10 protein-coding genes and 1 CRISPR repeat array are annotated in these 19,454 nt (G+C 42.5%); of the genes, 7 read left to right on the forward strand and 3 right to left on the reverse strand.

What is annotated here, in order from left to right; translation table 11 throughout:
• The first annotated feature begins 40 nt into the window (after window positions 1-40).
• Together cas7d and cas5d are read left to right on the forward strand one after the other, a co-directional pair.
• Entirely contained in the window at window positions 41-1,075 is a 1,035-nt protein-coding gene (gene cas7d, locus H6G86_RS04555; protein ID WP_190933317.1) for a type I-D CRISPR-associated protein Cas7/Csc2, read from the forward strand.
• 5 nt (window positions 1,076-1,080) lie between these two features.
• Window positions 1,081-1,788 (forward strand): type I-D CRISPR-associated protein Cas5/Csc1, encoded by a 708-nt coding sequence (gene cas5d / locus H6G86_RS04560; RefSeq protein WP_190933318.1) that lies wholly within the window; start codon window positions 1,081-1,083, stop codon window positions 1,786-1,788.
• On the opposite strand, the gene H6G86_RS04565 is transcribed toward cas5d, so the two are convergent.
• Complete coding sequence (locus H6G86_RS04565; RefSeq protein ID WP_190933319.1) at window positions 1,789-2,199, reverse strand: hypothetical protein; 411 nt, start codon at window positions 2,197-2,199, stop codon at window positions 1,789-1,791.
• Window positions 2,200-2,308: 109 nt separating this feature from the next.
• Here H6G86_RS04565 and H6G86_RS04570 point away from each other — a divergent pair, with 109 nt between their 5' ends.
• The 5 genes from H6G86_RS04570 to cas2 all read left to right on the forward strand — a co-directional run bounded on the left by H6G86_RS04570 (window position 2,309) and on the right by cas2 (window position 5,921).
• Window positions 2,309-2,929 carry a 2OG-Fe(II) oxygenase gene (locus H6G86_RS04570; RefSeq protein WP_190933320.1) on the forward strand — a complete coding sequence of 207 codons (621 nt, stop codon included), beginning with the start codon at window positions 2,309-2,311 and terminating at the stop codon, window positions 2,927-2,929.
• A complete protein-coding gene (gene cas6 / locus H6G86_RS04575) occupies window positions 2,919-3,776 on the forward strand; it encodes a CRISPR-associated endoribonuclease Cas6 (protein ID WP_190933321.1) in 858 nt (285 codons plus the stop codon). The genes H6G86_RS04570 and cas6 overlap by 11 nt, the downstream gene beginning before the upstream one ends.
• Before the next feature lie 31 nt (window positions 3,777-3,807).
• Window positions 3,808-4,401: a CRISPR-associated protein Cas4 gene (cas4, locus tag H6G86_RS04580; protein ID WP_190933322.1), complete on the forward strand. Its 594-nt coding sequence runs from the start codon at window positions 3,808-3,810 to the stop codon at window positions 4,399-4,401.
• Between the two features lie 181 nt (window positions 4,402-4,582).
• Window positions 4,583-5,587 (forward strand): type I-D CRISPR-associated endonuclease Cas1d, encoded by a 1,005-nt coding sequence (gene cas1d, locus H6G86_RS04585; RefSeq protein ID WP_190933323.1) that lies wholly within the window; start codon window positions 4,583-4,585, stop codon window positions 5,585-5,587.
• A gap of 46 nt (window positions 5,588-5,633) precedes the next feature.
• Window positions 5,634-5,921, forward strand: coding sequence for a CRISPR-associated endonuclease Cas2 (cas2, locus tag H6G86_RS04590; RefSeq protein WP_190933324.1), 288 nt, complete (start codon window positions 5,634-5,636; stop codon window positions 5,919-5,921).
• Window positions 5,922-6,189: 268 nt separating this feature from the next.
• Window positions 6,190-7,600: a CRISPR direct-repeat array (repeat unit 37 nt; unit sequence ATTGCAATTCATTAAAATCCCTATCAGGGATTGAAAC).
• A 27-nt stretch (window positions 7,601-7,627) separates the two neighbouring features.
• Here cas2 and H6G86_RS04595 read toward each other — a convergent pair.
• A complete protein-coding gene (locus H6G86_RS04595) occupies window positions 7,628-14,245 on the reverse strand; it encodes a HAMP domain-containing protein (protein WP_190933325.1) in 6,618 nt (2,205 codons plus the stop codon).
• A gap of 948 nt (window positions 14,246-15,193) precedes the next feature.
• Entirely contained in the window at window positions 15,194-18,943 is a 3,750-nt protein-coding gene (gene bchH, locus H6G86_RS04600; RefSeq protein WP_190933326.1) for a magnesium chelatase subunit H, read from the reverse strand.
• Window positions 18,944-19,454: the final 511 nt, after the last annotated feature.

Raw genomic sequence — 19,454 nt, forward strand, 5'->3', positions numbered from 1 at the left:
CTATCATTTTTAGCAAAATCCATACTTAAGGAACCTAACCATGAAATTATTGAAAACACTCGATTCTAAATTTTTCCACGATGTAATTCCTGCTAAACCAATGGGCAAATATGCTCATTTCATTACTATACGGGTTACAGAATCTTATCCTTTATTCCAGACAGATGGTGAACTGAATAAAGCAAGAGTACGTGCTGGAATTGAAAACAAAGAATCTATTAGTCGCTTGGCAATGTTTAAGCGCAAGCAGTCTACACCAGAACGTTTAACAGGTAGAGAATTACTACGTAAATACAATATCGGTGATGCTGAAAAATGTGATTATAATTTCGATTTCAGCAAAACTACTCCTGATTGTATTCTCTATGGTTTTGCTATTGGTGATTCTGGTTCTGAGAAATCTAAAGTAGTTGTAGACACAGCTTATTCCATCACACCATTTGATGATTCTCACCTTAACTTTACCCTTAATGCACCTTGGGAAAATGGGACGATGAGCCGTCAAGGGGAAGTAACCAGCCGTATTAACAGTCAAGATCATATCTTACCTCAAGTCTTTTTTCCCAGTATTGTCACGCTGAAAGATCCCACTGAAGCTGGATTTCTCTACGTTTTCAATAATATTCTCAGAACACGCCATTACGGAGCGCAGACTACCCGCACTGGTAGAGTGCGTAATGAGTTAGTTGGAGTTATTTTCGCTGATGGTGAGATTGTTAGTAATCTTCTCTGGACTCAAAAGATATATGATGTAATGAGTAATGCAACTCCAAAGCAAATTAATCCTCCCGATCCGCTCAATGAAGACGATGTTTTAGAGGCGGCTACACAAGCAATTACTGCTCTAATGTCTCAAGAGTGCATTTCTCATACTGATTTTGTTGGTGAATCCTTCACACAACTTTTGACTAAAGTGAAGTCTATCACCAGTGATGAAACTCGATTGCAAGAAATGTTGAGTCAAGCAAATTCTGAATCATCTATTTATGCTCAAACATGGGTTCTTAAATCAGGTAAGAAAGACCCTAAGAAAGATACCAAGGTTAATAAGAAACCTGCTGCTGTCACGGAGTAAGCAAGATGGCAATTATTTATCGCTGTCAAATAGAACTACATGACAGCCTTTATTACGCAACTCGTGAAATCGGGCGATTGTATGAAACAGAGCCAATAATTCACAATTACGCTCTTTGTTATGCACTGGGTTTAGTTGATAGCCAAATCTACTCTACTACCGTTGCTGAAGAACATTCTTATCGCTATTTTTGCCCAGAACAAGTACCAAAATATGAGGAGCATTTAACGCCACTCAATCAACAGGGAATTTACGTAACTCCGGCGCGATCGCTCAATCATTCTTCCATCCTCAACACCTGGAAGTATGCTAACAACAACTACCACGTTGAAATGGAGAAAACCCAGAAAAATATCCCTAGTTTTGGGAGAGCGAAAGAAATAGCCGCAGAAAGCCGATTTGAGTTTTTTGTCATTTCGCAAAAAGAACTCAAACTACCAAAGTGGATTCGCTTGGGTAAATGGATGAGCAAAGCTGAAGTGACAGTTGAACCATTACCGAAACCTAAAATTGCTGAGGGTATATTCACTTGTACACATCCATTAAATCCTTTAGATGTGATGTTTACTAATCAAGTGATTAGCTATGATGTTGTGAATATGCCTCCAGTTAGTTTAATTCAAAATGTCCAAATGCGAGGTCAATACTATCAATTTGATGGCATTCAAAACTTAAAAATTCCAGTTCAGATACAATATCGTTTTCGGAGTTAATCACTTCCCAAAACCTTTACTACGGCTTTTATTTTTTCGAGGCTCTATCGTCATTAACTCGGCTTTAAAACTTCTGGAATCTTGCAACATTAAATTACGTATTCGCTGGCGTTGGTAAGCCTGCACTTCAGCAGCTAGGGGATGATTAGAGTCAATTTTTAGATGAGTAATAGAAGAAACATATTTTTCTTTACTTTCGGGATTATTTGGATCTTTTAGTCCGCACATAATCCCGCCTTCATCTCCTGAATAGCCAACGAAATCAATTTCAAATTCTCTGTCTGGATCGGCGTTTACTCCTTTTTGCTTTAATGTCTTCAAAAACTCCTTCCCTGCTCGTGCTTTAATAGGTAAGTTCTCTTTAAGTTTTTCAGTTAATGCCTTTGCTGCATTGTAATCATCAATTCTCATTAGTCTTTCTCCATACGTAGTTTTTCTCACTTAAAAGAATACTACTATCATCACTCAACAGTCTTTAAAATTTTAGATACCACACTCAGCGATCGCTCCTCTATCCTCAGTGAAACACTATCAACAACAAACCAACGCCTTCCCCAGCGACTACCTAAACAACTTGTGGGGAGAAATCCAAGCTTGTCCTTACTTTGCTATCAACAACCTCAACCGCGATTTTGTCGCTACTAAAGGATTTTCTGTAGTATTTCAGCGTTCTGGATTAGCAAAAGTAGAACAGCAGTTTCCCTACTTCAAGCCTTACCTAGATTTAGCTCTCCAACCGAGTTGTAATGCTTTTTACCTCAATCCCTTACAACTAAAGGAAGGCTCCCGCGTCGATCCGCATATCGATCGCTCCTTACGTTCCTACTCCAAAACCATTGAACCGCCTGCGGTTGTCAGTGTGCTTTATGTGCGAGTACCTGCGGATATGGAAGGGGGAGAACTGGTATTGCGATCGCACAAACGCCAACTTGGGCAAATTAAGCCCCAATTCAATACTTTAGTTTATTTTCAAGGTGATTTAACCCATTCTGTTAACGCTGTCAAAACCCCAGGAAATCGTCTAAGTCTTGTTTGTGAACAGTATAGTTTGAGTGAAACTGAACTCCAAGAAATCCCTGAGTTCACTGTAGAGTCAAGAATCACTCAGTCTACAACCAAAAAGAGAAAGTATGCCTCATAGTTTAGTGTTGAATTTGCTACCTCAATCGCCTATTCCACCACAGTATCTTACAGGTAGACATCTCCACGCCCTATTTTTAACCCTTGTTAGTTCTGTAGATAGCACATTAGGCGATCGCTTGCACGATTCCACCGCAGATAAAGCTTTCACCCTCTCGCCTCTACAAATTAATTCTCCCCTTTTGAAGGGGGGTAAAGGGGGATCTAAATTGCAATATTCACATCAACAACCCATTCCCGCCGGAACTCCTTGTTGGTGGCGCATCTCTTTATTAGATGACACTCTATTTGGCAAACTTACCCAACTTTGGCTAAATCTTAATCCCAATCGCCCTTGGCATCTTGGCCCGGCTGACTTGTATATTACCAGCATTCAAGGCACACCCCAATCTATTCAACCTTGGGCAAATGCCAGTACTTACGCTCAATTATACGAAGAAGCTAGCGATGTCTGCGACGGGCTACGCCTACGCAATTCTTCCATTAATCTTACCTTCTCCACGCCTACCGCCTTCCGTCAAGGACAGTATGATACTACCCTTCCTACTAGAGAATCTGTTTTCAATTCCCTACTTTCACGGTGGAATAAGTACAGTGGCATAGAATTTCCTCAGATTGCGATCGAGTCAATCTTTCCCTCATTTGTCAATATTCACACAGAAATATTAGCTGATTCTCGCAGCAAATTTATCGGCATTCTTGGCGAAGTTACTTATAAAATTTTAGGGACAGTTGAACCAATACAAATTAAGCAAATTAACGCTTTAGCTGACTTTGCTTTATATAGCGGTGTCGGAAGAAAAACAACAATGGGTATGGGAATGACACGACGGCTGTATTCTCCATAATTTCAATAATCATTTAAAAACCACCTAAGTTATGAATCAAACTGAATATATTTCCATTGCGGCATTGAATCAATATGCCTATTGTTCGCATCGCTGTTGGCGGATGTTTTGTACAGGGGAGTTTACCGATAATCAATACACAATTGAAGGTACAACTTTACACGATCGCGTCCACACGACAAGCGATATACAGCGAGGAGAAACTTGGCAGATTCGAGCAATTTGGTTGAAGTCTGAGCAATACAAGTTAATTGGTAAATCTGATTTAATTGAAGCTGAATCAGGTCAAGTTTATCCAGTGGAATACAAACGAGGACGTAAAGGCGAATGGGATAACGATGAGTTGCAAGTTTGTGCCCAAGCCTTATGTTTAGAAGAAATGACAGGACAACCTGTTACTACTGGATATATCTATTATGCCCACTCCCATCAACGGCAATTAGTAGAGATTAATCAAGAGTTACGGCAAAGTGCGATCGCAACTATTCAATCTGTCACAAATCTCCTAGAAACAGGAGCAATGCCAAAACCAGTTTACAGCAAACGTTGTGAAGGATGCAGTCTTTATTCGCAATGTTTACCCAAAGCAACCGATAAAGTCAAAAGTTATCAAGAAGCTAATTAAGTTATACCCTAATACAGTTCGGTTAAGGATTTCTGTCTCCTCTCTGTGTCCTCTGCGTCTTGGCGGTTCGTTAAAACAATTAACTTTGATAAAGGGTTTTAGCCTTAATTAAACCCTATTGAGTTATACCCTAGCGAATTGTACTTACTCAAGCCCCAATTATTACTAGGAAGAATCCAAAATGGGAACACTTTACGTAACACAAGCCGATGCTTTTATCGGCAAAGTTGACGAACGTCTCACCGTCAAAGCTGAACAAAAAACTATCATGGATATCCCTTTAATTAAACTAGAAGGGATTGTAGTACTAGGGCGGGCTACTATTTCTCCTGCCGTCGTCAGTGAACTTTTAGAACGTCACATCTGTTTAACATTTCTCACCCAAAACGGTCGATATTTAGGACGTTTAGAACCAGAAGTTACCAAAAATCTCTTTGTTCGGAAAGCTCAATGGCAGGCTGTGGGAGAATCAGAACCAGCAATCCATTTAGTTAGAGGATTTGTGCGGGGTAAATTGAAAAATTACCGCCATAGCTTACTTCGCACTCAACGAGAACATCCTGATACTGACCTGAATGATAACATTACTCGATTGGAAAATGCGATCGCACCAATTGAAAAAACTAGCAGCATTGATTCTCTCAGAGGCTTAGAAGGTGCTGGTAGTGCAGCCTATTTTGGTTCCTTTCAACAGCTAATCAAAACCCCAGAATTTCGCTTTGAAGCCAGAAATCGCCGTCCACCAACCGATCCTGTTAATGCCCTACTAAGTTTCGGGTATTCATTACTACGCCATGATGTGCAAAGTGCTTTAAATATTGTTGGCTTCGATCCTTATCTAGGATACTTACACGTTGAACGTTATGGTAGACCTTCCCTAGCTTTAGACTTAATGGAAGAATTTCGTCCTTTAATAGTGGATGCTGTAGTGTTGTCGCTGATTAACAAGCGATCGCTAACCTTAACTGACTTTACCACCGAACCGCTCAGTGGTGCTGTGTCTTTAACCAAAGAAGGACTGCATACATTTCTTCGCGCCTATCAACAAAAGAAACTATCGGAGTTCAAACATCCAGTGATGGGAAACAAATGCACTTACCAAGAATCCTTTGAAATTCAGGCGAGGTTACTGGCTAAATACCTCATGAACGAAATCGATAAATATCCTCCTTTAATTCTCAAATAACTTGTAATTTCTTCCCATTCCCCATTCCCTATTCCCTATTCCCTTCATGTATATTGTTGTCAGCTACGACATTCCAGAAGATAAACGCCGTACTAAAATCCATTCTGTTCTCAAGTCTTATGGACAATGGATGCAACTGAGTGTGTTTGAGTGCAATATCACTTCTACTCAGTATGCTAAACTGCGATCGCGTTTAGCCAAATTGATTAAATCCGATACCGATAGTGTGCGCTTTTATTTTCTCTGTGGCTGTTGTCAAGCAAAAGTCGAACGTATTGGCGGAGAACAGCCACGAGACGAAACAATTTTCTTTGCTGAGTCCCCTTCTAGCTAGGTTTCTGTATTTCAAATGCGCGGATGGGTAGGTGTACAAATTCCACAGGTCTAAAAAAGTGCTTCTATCCCAAGTACAGTAAGGCTTTCAACCTATTAGTCGCTTAATCCTCATCCGCGCAATCTCTGAAATGCTTATCAAAATACGATTTCAGCCTTTAAATTTTCTTGGCGCTCTTTCCAAACGAATTCTCTAATGCTATGATTGCCCTTGAATCGCGCAACCGTACCTTGAAAACTAAATACAGCTTGGCTTTCAGCCTCCCGCCATTGCAATTCATTAAAATCCCTATCAGGGATTGAAACGTGGCCCCACAGTACTGCCGCTCAATCTCCCAATTGCAATTCATTAAAATCCCTATCAGGGATTGAAACAGCCGGAGTGTTGGCTTGTATTGAAGCGTAAAACATTGCAATTCATTAAAATCCCTATCAGGGATTGAAACAGCTATGTTGGGAACCTTTAATATTATATCTTTGCATTGCAATTCATTAAAATCCCTATCAGGGATTGAAACTCTGCTTTGGCTATTTCAAAATTAAGGGATAAAATTGCAATTCATTAAAATCCCTATCAGGGATTGAAACCTAGTACTTCTACTCCTGTTGTTGCTGAGATATTGATTGCAATTCATTAAAATCCCTATCAGGGATTGAAACCTTTTCCGTATCTGTAATCAAAGTTGTCGTAGGGATTGCAATTCATTAAAATCCCTATCAGGGATTGAAACTTGGAATTCAAAACCCAAGCTTATGAATCTGCCAATTGCAATTCATTAAAATCCCTATCAGGGATTGAAACCTGATTTCTTCCTTTCAATTTGTTGATGCCGTATTTATTGCAATTCATTAAAATCCCTATCAGGGATTGAAACACTACGCCGCGACCGAACACGCTGGGGTGCATATTGATTGCAATTCATTAAAATCCCTATCAGGGATTGAAACCAAAGTTTCTCCGAGAAGCAGCAGCGCTGGATTACCATTGCAATTCATTAAAATCCCTATCAGGGATTGAAACTTGATGCCGTACAGGGTACTATGCAAACCTTTGGTAATATTGCAATTCATTAAAATCCCTATCAGGGATTGAAACATGCTTATATGTTAGGTTGCCCTTAGCATTCCAGAGATTGCAATTCATTAAAATCCCTATCAGGGATTGAAACAGCGTTTAGTGGCGGTAAAGACTCCACAGCATTAAATTGCAATTCATTAAAATCCCTATCAGGGATTGAAACTTAACCCACTGTCAACCCTATTCTATTGGTGCGCCTCCAATGATTGCAATTCATTAAAATCCCTATCAGGGATTGAAACCAGTCCTATGGAAACCCCTAATGAATATTTGTGAATTGCAATTCATTAAAATCCCTATCAGGGATTGAAACATCTTTCAAGCCAAAGGAGGATAACTGACCTTGAATTGCAATTCATTAAAATCCCTATCAGGGATTGAAACAGCTACAGCTTTTTTACTGGCAGTTAATAGGATTTATTGCAATTCATTAAAATCCCTATCAGGGATTGAAACCGTTACGACGGATGGCTTTGGAACTCAGGCGATCGCAGATTGCAATTCATTAAAATCCCTATCAGGGATTGAAACTGAACTCAAGCATCAGATTATTAAGCCTTAGTGCATTGCAATTCATTAAAATCCCTATCAGGGTTGAAATCGTTGGCCCCTGCCTCCTTTAATTTAACTTACCGATATAGCCAAACACGTAAGAGTGAAAGCAGTTGTTCAGTATCTACGGGTTTGGTGATGTAGTCTGATGCACCCGCTTCAATACACTTCTCGCGATCGCCTTGCATGGCTTTAGCTGTCAGTGCAATAATCGGCAAAGATTTAAATTGCTCGTTTTGGCGGATTAAGCTTGTTGTTTCGTAACCGTCCATTTCTGGCATCATTACATCCATCAAAACGACATCAATATCTGGTGTATTTTCTAATACGTTAATCCCCTCTCTGCCGTTTTCAGCGTATAACACTTGTATTTGATAACGCTCCAGCATACTTGTCAGCGCGAAAATATTACGCACATCGTCGTCTACAATTAGCGCTTTCTTGCCAGCGAGTAAGTAATCTATGGAATGCAATTGTTCAAGTATTTGTCGTTTGGGTGCTGGTAAATTTGCTTGGACTCGGTGTAAAAATAATGCCGTTTCATCAAGGAGACGTTCGGGCGATCGCACATCTTTAATGATAATTGTTTCGGCAATCCGTCTCAGTTCGGTTTCTTGAGCTTTGCTAATGTCTCTACCTGTGTAGACAATGATGGGCAATGTTTTGCCGTGAGGTAGAAGCTTAATCTGATCGATCAATTCAAACCCGGTCATGTCGGGTAGCCCTAAATCGAGGACGAGGCAATCAAAATGCTGGCTGCGGATGGCTTCTAACGCTTCTGCACCTGTGGCAACAGCAGTAGTATAAACATCGTTGTTGCCAATTAACTCGACAATACTATGCCGTTGAGTGTCATCGTCTTCGACTACCAGTAAATTTTTTACCTGGCGTTCAACAAAACCTTTAATTTTGAGCAATGCCTCGGATATTATCTCGCTGCTTAAGGGCTTTTGCAGATATGCGATCGCACCTAGTTGCAAACTGCGCTGTTGCCCTTCTTCAACGGTCATAATGTGTACAGGTATGTGGCGGGTATTTGGGTCATGTTTCAGACGATCCAATACTGTCCAACCATCCATTTCTGGCATTCGGATATCTAGCAAAACGGCTGAAGGATGGAATTGTTGCGCTAATGCTAAACCTGTACTGCCATTTTGGGCTGTTATCACCTTAAATCCATGCTGTTGCGCCATCTCTATAAGGATGCGGGCAAAATTCACATCGTCCTCGACAATTAACAAGACGCGATCGCCCATGCCAATAGTAGCGCGATCATCACTAATCAGTGCTGAGTGCTGAGTGCTGAGTGGGGAGTGAGGAGGGAGGAGTGAGGAGTGGGGAGTGGGGAGTAGGGAGTAGGGAGTAAGGAGTTGTGTTGATGTAGGTTCAGGATTCAATTGGGGGAAAAAGAATGTAAAGGTGCTACCTTGACCGGGTTGACTTGTTAGTTTAATTTCGCCGCCAAAGAGACGGGCGATTTCGCGGCTAATTGATAAGCCTAATCCAGTACCACCATATCTCCGGCTGGTGGAGCCATCGGCTTGTTGAAATGCCTCGAAAATAACTTTTTGCTTGTCGGGAGCGATGCCAATCCCTGTATCGCTAACTGAGAAGGCGATGACATTTTGAGCGCGATTTAAAGTTACTTGATCGTTGCTCCATCCCTGTTTCGCCACCGCAATCTGCAAGCGAACTTCCCCTTGCTCTGTAAATTTAAAAGCGTTGGAGAGAAGATTTTTTAACACTTGTTGTAAGCGTTTGACATCTGTATAGATGGTTGTGGGTAAGTCGGGAGTAAATTCAATTGTGAATGCAAGTCCTTTGCTCTGAGCGATTTGCCGGAAGGTGCGCTCAATTTGTTCGCCCAACTCTACCAAAGGCATTTGGGTCATGTCAATTGACATGGTTCCCGATTCAATTTTAGCGAGATCCAGAATGTCATTGATTAATGCCAACAAGTCAGTACCGGCTGAGTAAATTGTCTGGCTGTATTCAACTTGCTTGCTGGTGAGGTTGTGATCTATGTTATCTGCCAACAACTTCGCCAAAATTAATAAGCTATTTAGCGGTGTCCGCAGTTCATGGGACATATTGGCGAGAAACTCTGATTTGTATTTTGAAGAAAGGGCGAGTTGTTCAGCCTTGTCTTCTAAAGACATTCTTGCTTGTTCGATTTCTCGATTTTTGCGCTCGACTTCTTTCTTTTGCATCGCTAACAACTCTGCTTTTTCTTCTAACTCAGCGTTGGTTTGTTGCAGTTCCTCTTGCTGTCCTTTGAGTAAATCTTCAGAGGTTTTGAGTGATTGGGCTTGTTGTTCTAAGCGTTTGTTGGTTTCTCGGAGTTCATTTTGCTGAGTTTGGAGTTCTTCAGCCAAAGATTGCGACTGCTTGAGTAATTCTTCAGTTCGCATGGAAGCTGCGATCGTGTTGAGGACGATCGCTATACTTTCGGTAAGCTGGTCGAAGAATGTCAGATGAATTTCGCTAAAGCGGCGGAAAGATGCTAATTCTATGACTGCTGTTACCTGTCCTTCAAAGAGTACAGGTAATACCACAGCATTAAGTGGAGACGCTTCTCCTAAACCAGAGGCAATTCTCACATAATCACTTGGTACATCTGTCAACAGAATTCGCTCTTTTTCTAAAGCGCATTGTCCCACTAAGCCTTCACCCAAGTGGAAACGGTTAGCTAGATGTCTGCGTTCGCGGTAAGCGTAGCTACTAATTAGTTTTAAAAACGGTGTATTTTCCCCAGACTCCATCAGGAAGAATACGCCATGTTGCGCTCCTACCAAGGGTGCTAGTTCTGAGAGAATTAATTTAGATACGGTTTCTAAGTCTCGCTGCCCTTGCAGCATTCGGGTAAACTTAGCTAGGTTAGTTTTCAACCAATCTTGTTCAGTATTTTTCTGCGTTGTCTCCCGCAGATTGGCAATCATCTGGTTGATGTTGTCTTTGAGTATCGCTACTTCACCCAGTGCTTCGACGGCAATTGAACGAGTTAAATCACCTTTAGTTACAGCTGTAGCAACTTCGGCGATCGCTCGCAACTGAGTTGTCAGTGTAGCAGCGAGTTCGTTCACGTTATCAGTTAAATCTTTCCAAGTCCCAGCCGCACCAGGGACTCTCGCTTGTCCGCCTAACTTCCCTTCAATTCCCACTTCCCGCGCTACTGTAGTTACCTGATTGGCAAATGTCGCTAGAGTATCAATCATCTCGTTGATTGTCTCTGCCAAGGTTTCAATTTCTCCCTTAGCATCTAACATCAGTTTCCGTTTCAAGTCACCGTTAGCAACCGCCGTTACAACTCTGGCGATACCGCGTACTTGTGCCGTTAAGTTACCCGCCATCGAGTTAACGTTATCTGTCAAATCTTTCCAAGTACCCGCGACACCTTGGACTTGCGCTTGTCCGCCTAACTTTCCTTCAGTTCCCACTTCCCGCGCCACCCGCGTTACTTCACTGGCAAAGGAACTAAGTTGATCCACCATCGTGTTGGTAGTGTTTTTCAAGTCTAAAATCTCGCCTTTGGCATCGACGGTAATTTTTTTAGATAAGTCGCCATTCGCTACCGCTTTGGTAACTTCCGCGATGTTGCGAACTTGTCCGGTGAGGTTCCCCGCCATTGAGTTAACGTTATCCGTCAAATCTTTCCAAGTACCTGCAACTCCTCGGACGTAAGCTTGCACACCCAATTTACCTTCCGTTCCCACCTCACGGGCAACCCTAGTAACTTCTGATGCAAAAGAATTTAGCTGATCCACCATTGTATTAATGGTGTTTTTAAGTTCCTGAATTTCACCTTTCACATCGACGGTGATTTTCTTGGATAAGTCGCCGTTGGCTACCGCCGTGGTAACTTCGGCAATGTTCCGCACTTGCGCTGTTAAACTTCCCGCCATGAAGTTTACACTATCGGTTAAATCCTTCCAAGTGCCGGCTACACCTTTAACTTCTGCTTGTACGCCCAGCTTACCTTCAGTTCCCACCTCACGGGCAACTCGCGTTACTTCACTTGCAAAAGAATTTAGTTGATCCACCATCGTGTTGACGGTATTTTTCAACTCTAAAATTTCACCTTTGACATCAACGGAGATTTTCTTCGATAAGTCGCCATTAGCTACGGCGGTGGTTACGGCGGCAATGTTTCGCACCTGTGCCGTTAAACTTCCCGCCATGAAGTTCACGCTGTCGGTTAAGTCTTTCCAAGTTCCAGCGACACCGCGCACATCTGCTTGTACACCTAATTTACCCTCACTTCCCACCTCCCGCGCCACCCGCGTCACTTCACTTGCAAAGGAGTTGAGTTGATCCACCATTATATTGATGGTATTTTTAAGTTCCAGAATTTCGCCTTTGACAGCAACAGTAATTTTCTTGGATAAGTCACCATTTGCGATCGCAGTTGTCACTTCGGCAATGTTCCGCACCTGTGCCGTCAAGCTTCCCGCCATGAAGTTCACGCTGTCGGTTAAATCTTTCCAAGTGCCAGCAACGTCCTTAACTTCTGCTTGTACACCCAATTTACCTTCAGTTCCCACCTCACGGGCAACTCGCGTCACTTCACTTGCAAAGGAACTGAGTTGATCTACCATTGTATTAATGGTATTTTTCAACTCCAGAATTTCACCTTTGACATCAACGGTGATTTTCTTAGATAAGTCGCCAGTTGCAACCGCCGTAGTCACTTCCGCAATATTCCGCACCTGTGCCGTTAAACTTCCCGCCATGAAGTTTACGCTGTCGGTTAAATCTTTCCAAGTGCCAGCCACGCCGCGTACTTCTGCTTGCACGCCAAGTTTACCCTCACTTCCCACCTCACGGGCAACTCTTGTAACTTCTGATGCAAAGGAATTGAGTTGATCCACCATTGTGTTAATGGTATTTTTCAACTCCAGAATTTCGCCTTTCACATCGACGGTAATTTTCTTGGATAAATCGCCAGTTGCAACCGCCGTAGTTACTTCGGCAATATTCCGCACCTGTGCCGTTAAACTTCCCGCCATGAAGTTCACGCTGTCAGTTAAATCTTTCCAAGTGCCAGCCACGCCGCGCACATCGGCTTGCACACCCAGTTTACCTTCACTGCCCACTTCACGGGCAACTCTAGTAACTTCTGATGCAAAGGAACTGAGTTGATCCACCATTATGTTGATGGTATTCTTGAGTTCGAAAATTTCACCTCTGACATCGACAGTGATTTTTTTGGATAGATCGCCATTGGCGATCGCAGTGGCAACTTCGGCAATATTTCGCACCTGTCCGGTGAGATTACCCGCCATTAAGTTAACGTTGTCAGTTAAATCTTTCCAAGTCCCCGCTACTCCCCGGACTTCTGCTTGAACACCCAACTTCCCTTCAGTTCCCACCTCACGCGCAACTCGCGTCACTTCACTTGCGAAGGAATTGAGTTGATCCACCATTGTGTTGATGGTGTTTTTCAACTCCAAAATTTCACCTTTCACATCGACAGTGATTTTCTTAGAAAGGTCGCCATTTGCAACAGCCGTAGTTACTTCCGCAATATTCCGCACCTGTGCCGTCAAGCTTCCCGCCATGAAATTCACACTATCGGTAAGGTCTTTCCATGTACCCGCTACCCCGCGAACTTCTGCTTGACCACCTAATTTTCCTTCAGCACCCACCTCACGGGCAACTCTTGTTACTTCCGATGCAAAGGAATTAAGTTGATCCACCATGATGTTGACGGTGTTTTTCAACTCTAAAATTTCGCCTTTGACATCAACAGTGATTTTCTTAGAAAGGTCGCCATTCGCTACCGCCGTTGTTACTTCCGCAATGTTACGGACTTGGGCAGTTAAATTTCCTGCCATCAAGTTAACGTTGTCAGTCAAATCCTTCCAAGTACCTGCAACACCTTTAACTTCTGCTTGTACGCCCAATTTACCTTCAGTTCCCACTTCACGGGCAACTCTTGTCACTTCTGATGCAAAAGAATTAAGTTGATCCACCATTGTATTGACGGTGTTTTTCAACTCCAGAATTTCACCTTTCACATCCACAGTGATTTTTTTGGATAAGTCACCATTGGCGATCGCAGTGGCAACTTCGGCAATGTTGCGAACTTGACCAGTGAGATTACCCGCCATCAAGTTAACGTTATCCGTCAAATCTTTCCAAGTGCCTGCCACACCTTGCACTTCGGCTTGAACGCCCAACTTACCTTCAGTTCCCACTTCACGGGCAACTCTTGTTACTTCACTCGCAAAAGAACCAAGCCGTTCTACCATCGTGTTGACGATATTAGCAGTTTGGAGAAACTCACCTTGAAGAGGTCTGCCGTCAATTTCTGTGGCGATCGTTTGGGATAAGTCACCATTAGCGACCGACCGAATTACCCGCGTAGTTTCAGCAGTTGGTTGAACTAAATCTGTAATTAGAGTATTGACAGAAGTAACACAATTTGACCAAGAACCACGAACATCTCCTAGAGAAGCACGTTCAGCAATTTTGCCTTCTTTGCCGACAACATTACCAATTCGCTGTAACTCTGCCGCCATCCGCTCATTTTGGTCAATAATATCATTGAGCGTGTCAGCTATTTTCCCCGCCACACCAGTATGGTCTATGGGCATCCTAGCCGAGAAGTCACCTTGCTTAACAGCATTCAGCGTTCTTAGTAGCTGATTTAAATCTAGATTATCGCTGTCTCTAGTTAACTGTTCGGTCGCCATAGCCGTATCCTTAATCTTAATTCTTGAGTAATTTTTTGTATTTTTTGCACCCCGTACCTAGTGAGATAACTTTTAGGTAATGCGAATCATAATACAGAGCAGGGAATAGAAAATGGATCAAACTAATTTTTATGGGTGCGAGTGTAAGCAGTTGATAAAGACTGCTAACTAAATGGTATTACCGTCAATGTATCTGGCATACCACTTTACCACTTAGCTAATGATAGCTAGTTGGACGCTGTTATGCAGCATCAATTGTGGGCGATGTCTAACTTGGGCGAGTAAGCGATCGCACAGTAGAATACACGATGACAATTACATCAGTAGGGGCGCAAGGTCTTGTGCCCCTACCGCGTGGTCTACTTGAAAATGGCGATCGCTTTTAATACGGTTCGCATAAGGTTTTTTGATGACACCCCTAGATCGGAAAGACGCGATAAATCGCCGTCTCTACAAAGGGCTGATTATTGTAGAGACGGCAATTTATCGCGTCTCTTGCTTTAACCGAACCATATTGAAGCATCTCCCAAATTGATTGATAAATTCATAAGTTCATTACAACAATTGCTGCAATGATTTAAGCCTTTCTTATATATGGAAGAGCATTTGTTGTAAAGTATTAAACAATTGCAGCAATGACTTATACATTTGCAAGAAAGACTTAAGCCTTTCTTATACATGGAAGAACATTTGTTGCAAAGTATTAAGCAATTGCAGCAACGGCTTATACATTTGCAAGAAAAACTTAAGCCTTTCTTATATATGGAATAACATTAGCTGCAAATGTTTAAATTTTTACAACCTCAAGCGTAATAGCGTAGGCGTAGCCCGTCGTAGACATCGCTTTCAATACGGTTCGGTTAAGCAAAGACGCGATAAATCGCCGTCTCTACAAGAATTTTTATTAATGGTTAGTGTCTTGATTTGAACTTTTAACGCATCTACTTTCTAAACTGTCACGCCCTCCAACTCTTCATCTGTTAACTCATACAACTGACGTAGCTTATCTAACTTATCACTATCAGCTTCCCAGAAACCGCGCCCATGCGCCTCTAACATTCTCCCTAAAATATTGCGAAAAGCTTCAGGATTTGCCTTCCGTAATTTCTCTGCCATCTCTGCATCTAAAGCATAAGTATCAGCCGCTTGGTCATAAACCCAATCATCGGTAAAATCGGCAGTACCACCCCAACCAATCAACGCCGTCATTCGTTGGGAAATTTCAAAAGCACCACCAGAACCTTGATTGGCCATTGCTTGGGCCCATTTGGGATTTACCAACTTAGTGCGATATTCCATTCGCAGCAAATCATCTAAATTGCGCGGTGTAGTATCCTTCGAGAAACTTTCTACAAAGCTAGTTGTAACCTTCTTACCGCTTTGTTTTTCTGCTGCCTTTTTCAAACCGCCGGTATTGGCGTAATATTCTTGAATATCAGTTAAACCATATTCTACCGAATCGATTTCTTGGACAATGCGATCGCTAGTTTTTAACAACGTATTTAAAATTTCCGGTCTAGCTTGACCTTTATCCTCTCTCCCGTAGCTGAATACATTGCGGCTTTGCCAAGTATTGCCTAACTCCTCACCAGATTCCCAGTTACCATCAACCACCCTATCATTGACCAAAGAACCAAAATCACCCGCCGGATTAGAAAACAATCTCGCCGAGGCATTTTCTACCCCTTGGGCTTTTAAAGCCAAAGCGTGTTTCCTAACAAAATTCTGATCATCCGGTTCATCAGCATCAGCCGCCCGTTGAAATAAATCATCCAACAATTCAATGATATTTACAAAACTATCCCGGAAAATCCCAGACAAATTACCCAACACATCAATCCGGGGATGTCCAACCTCCGCCAACGGCTTCAACTCATAACGAACAACCCTACCAGTTCCTTCCTTAACAGGTTCAGCCCCCACCAATTCCAACAGAATCCCCAAAGATTCACCCTTAGTTTTAATCGCATCCAATCCCCAAAGCATCACCGCCACAGTTTCAGGATATTTTCCATATTCCTCCAAATGCTGGGCAATAATTTTTTTACCAATTTCCCGTCCCCGTTCATACGCCGCAGGCGAAGGCATCCGATAAGGATCTAAAGCATGAATATTTCTCCCAGTCGGCAAAACACCAGCCCCATCCCTTAACAAATCCCCCCCAGGCGCAGGCGGAATATACTCCCCATTCAACCCCCTCAACAAATTCGTCAACTCATCCGTAGACTGCATCAACAAATCCCTTATTAATCTTTCTTCTTCTTCGCGTCCTTGGCGTCTTGGCGGTTCGTTTTCTTCCTCTTCCCCCCCAAAATAAGCCTCCAAATACGCCCCCAACTCCTCCTCACTCGGCCTTTCCCCCAAAGTATGCAACCCAGAAGAAAACAACCGATTCTCTAAAACCTGCAAATATTCATACAACTCCACCAAATAAGCATCAAAAGCATGACCGCTAAACATCCGAACATTCTCCGGCGTAAACGCAATCCCCAACTTCCTCGCATCCTCAAACGGACAATCGGCATCCAACCCAGAGTCCACAATCTTTTTACAAATCCCTTCTTTCAAAACATAATTCTTTTGTGGATCTTCACGATATTCCGAAATCAAATCCCGCAACGCCACCAATTCCTTATACAAACCTGCACGCCCATAAGGAGGAACATTATGAGAAATCAACACACCATAACCGCGACGTTTTGCCAACATCGATTCCGAAGGATTATTCGCCGCATATATATATAGATTAGGCAAATTTCCTAACAAAATATCCGACCAAGAATAACCCGTATTCCCCAACGGAGAACCAGGCAACCATTCCACCGTTCCGTGCATTCCAAAGTGAACTAAAGCGTCAGCTTGAAACTCATTTTGCAGCCATTTATAATAAGCAGCATATTGCGGATGAGGCGTTAAATCTCTTTCAAACATTAAGCGCATCGGGTCGCCTTGTATCCCCAAAGGTGGTTGTACACCTATCCACACATTGCCTAATTGCACACCACCAATCTGAAATTCCTCGCCATAAGTTTTAATACCAGTTCCCGTAAGAGATTTCCATTGCTTTTCAATGCGGGAAGTTTGTAAATATCCCAGCCATTTTTCTAGAGTGCGGAAATTTACAGTACTTGTGGGGTGGGCAACATGAGTGCCATTATCTAGGGGCAGGCGAGACGACTGCCCCACAAGAGGATTAGCCTCATCAGCTTCCTTTACCCAGCGAATCAATTCTTCGCCATCTTCTGGTAAATCCCCCACGGTGTAACCTTGTTCTTTGAGTGCGTGGAGAAACTTCAGCAAACTACGCGGCACATTTAATAATGCAGCAGTCCCCACAGCACCATAACCTGGCGGAAACCCATATAAAATAATGGCAATTTTGCGTTCCGAAGCAGGTTTTTGCCGCAAAGACACCCAGCTTTTCACCCTATCAATTAATCGCTGCACCCGTTCAGGAACCAAATAAATATTTTCGCCCACCAACCCACCGAGAGGAATGGTATCAATAGCCCCATCTAATTCTGGTAAGGCGTACAACACCACACTTTGCAATCCGCCAACACCTTGGCGCGTCCACGAGTAAATATCTTGAATTAATAATGGTGCAGCAACAATATAAGGTACATTCTTGGCAGTCAGGATGCGCTTTGCTACTTCTATTTGGCGGCCTGCTTCCATTGAACCAGCCGGGCCACCCACCAGAGGAAAGCCAATTGTCGAAACGATCGCATCTACTTTAACTGCTTCACTTGATAGTGAGGGAGTCTCTATATTACCTAGTTTTCGTTGCTGAATTTCATAGTCGGTTGTCATCAAATCTCGTACCGCCACGTGTCCTTCTACGCCGTTGATGAAAATGGGTAAAGGAGTTAACCCGGCTTTTTCAAAACTGCGAATTAGTTGGGGAATGTAGGGTAGTTTGGTGATGACGTGTTTGCGGTAAAGGAGAATACCGACAACTGGTTTTGTAGAGACGCGATTCATCGCGTCTATTGGGAAGACGCGATGAATCGCGTCTCTACAATGGGTTTTATACCATTCCAAATATTCGCGGGGGGATTCAAAAAATCCTTGATAGTCGGGGTGGAGTAATCCGATGTTGGGGGTTTCAATTAACGGGGGAATGTCGCCGACCTTTAAATTTAAATATTTTTCTGCTAGTGTCCAGAATAATGAAGCGACGTTTTCTGGGCCGCCAGCATTCCAGTAACCATAGATAATTAACCAGTTGCGTAAGTCTTGGACTTTTTGCACTGGGACGTATTTCAGTAGTTTGGGGCCAATTTTTAAGAAGCTGATGTAACCAGCGAGTTTGTCTTCTTCTCGTCCGTTGCTAAATTTGTCAAGAATGAATTTAACTGGTTTGGGCATTCCTTTGGGTTTGTCGCCAATGGCAAAGTCACCCAACTTGGTTAAACTCATCAATTCCAAGGCTGACTCAAAGACTAGGCGAATGGGAATTTGGGAAATGCGATCGCGCAGCCATACAACCTGGTCATAATCAAATAGTAGACTACCGAAAAATACATCAGCGTTATCAAGTGCTGCTTCTACCTCGGTGCGTTGACTGGTAATATTGCGATCGCTAAATACCCGAATATCCAACTCAGGACAGCGAGAGTTAGCCAAAAAAGCTGCTTTCCTGTACAAGTCAGCGTTGAATGATTCAAACCCAGCAACCAAGACGATGCGTTTCATGCCTGTAAGCTACGAAATATTTCTTTACTTAAATCTTAAACGTGCTTTCAGGTTGATTGTCATATATCTACCCACAGATTCGGGTGATTAATTCCTTGAGGTCGTTAGGGCTTGATCATTGCCAAGACGAAAAATTCGGTCTTAAGCGCGTTTTTCGCCCCAGTTGGGATTTATTCTAAATATTGGTGGCGATCGCAGTCCTTTCATGTAACTATTTAATTGGAATCAGTGGACAAAGTAAACTACTGCAAGTTCAATATTTCTACTCATAGCTAAAAAATCAGATTAAAAGTATAAGTTTTTACATTTTTGTTCTATTGTTTAAAGGTGACAAATATGTTTTTTGCATTGCAGGTTAAGCTTTTAAGAGATAGTTGCTATCTAAATTGCAGATAACCGCAGTCATTTATGTCACATTAGCAATGTGAGCAAAAACACTTGCTATAAAAAATTTTTGACTATATTATCTTTTCAATTGCCGATCTAGCAAGCACAAATACATTTGATAACT

The sequence above is a fragment of the Nostoc sp. FACHB-133 genome, assembly GCF_014698055.1.
In the GTDB taxonomy this organism is placed as follows: Bacteria; Cyanobacteriota; Cyanobacteriia; order Cyanobacteriales; family Nostocaceae; genus Nostoc.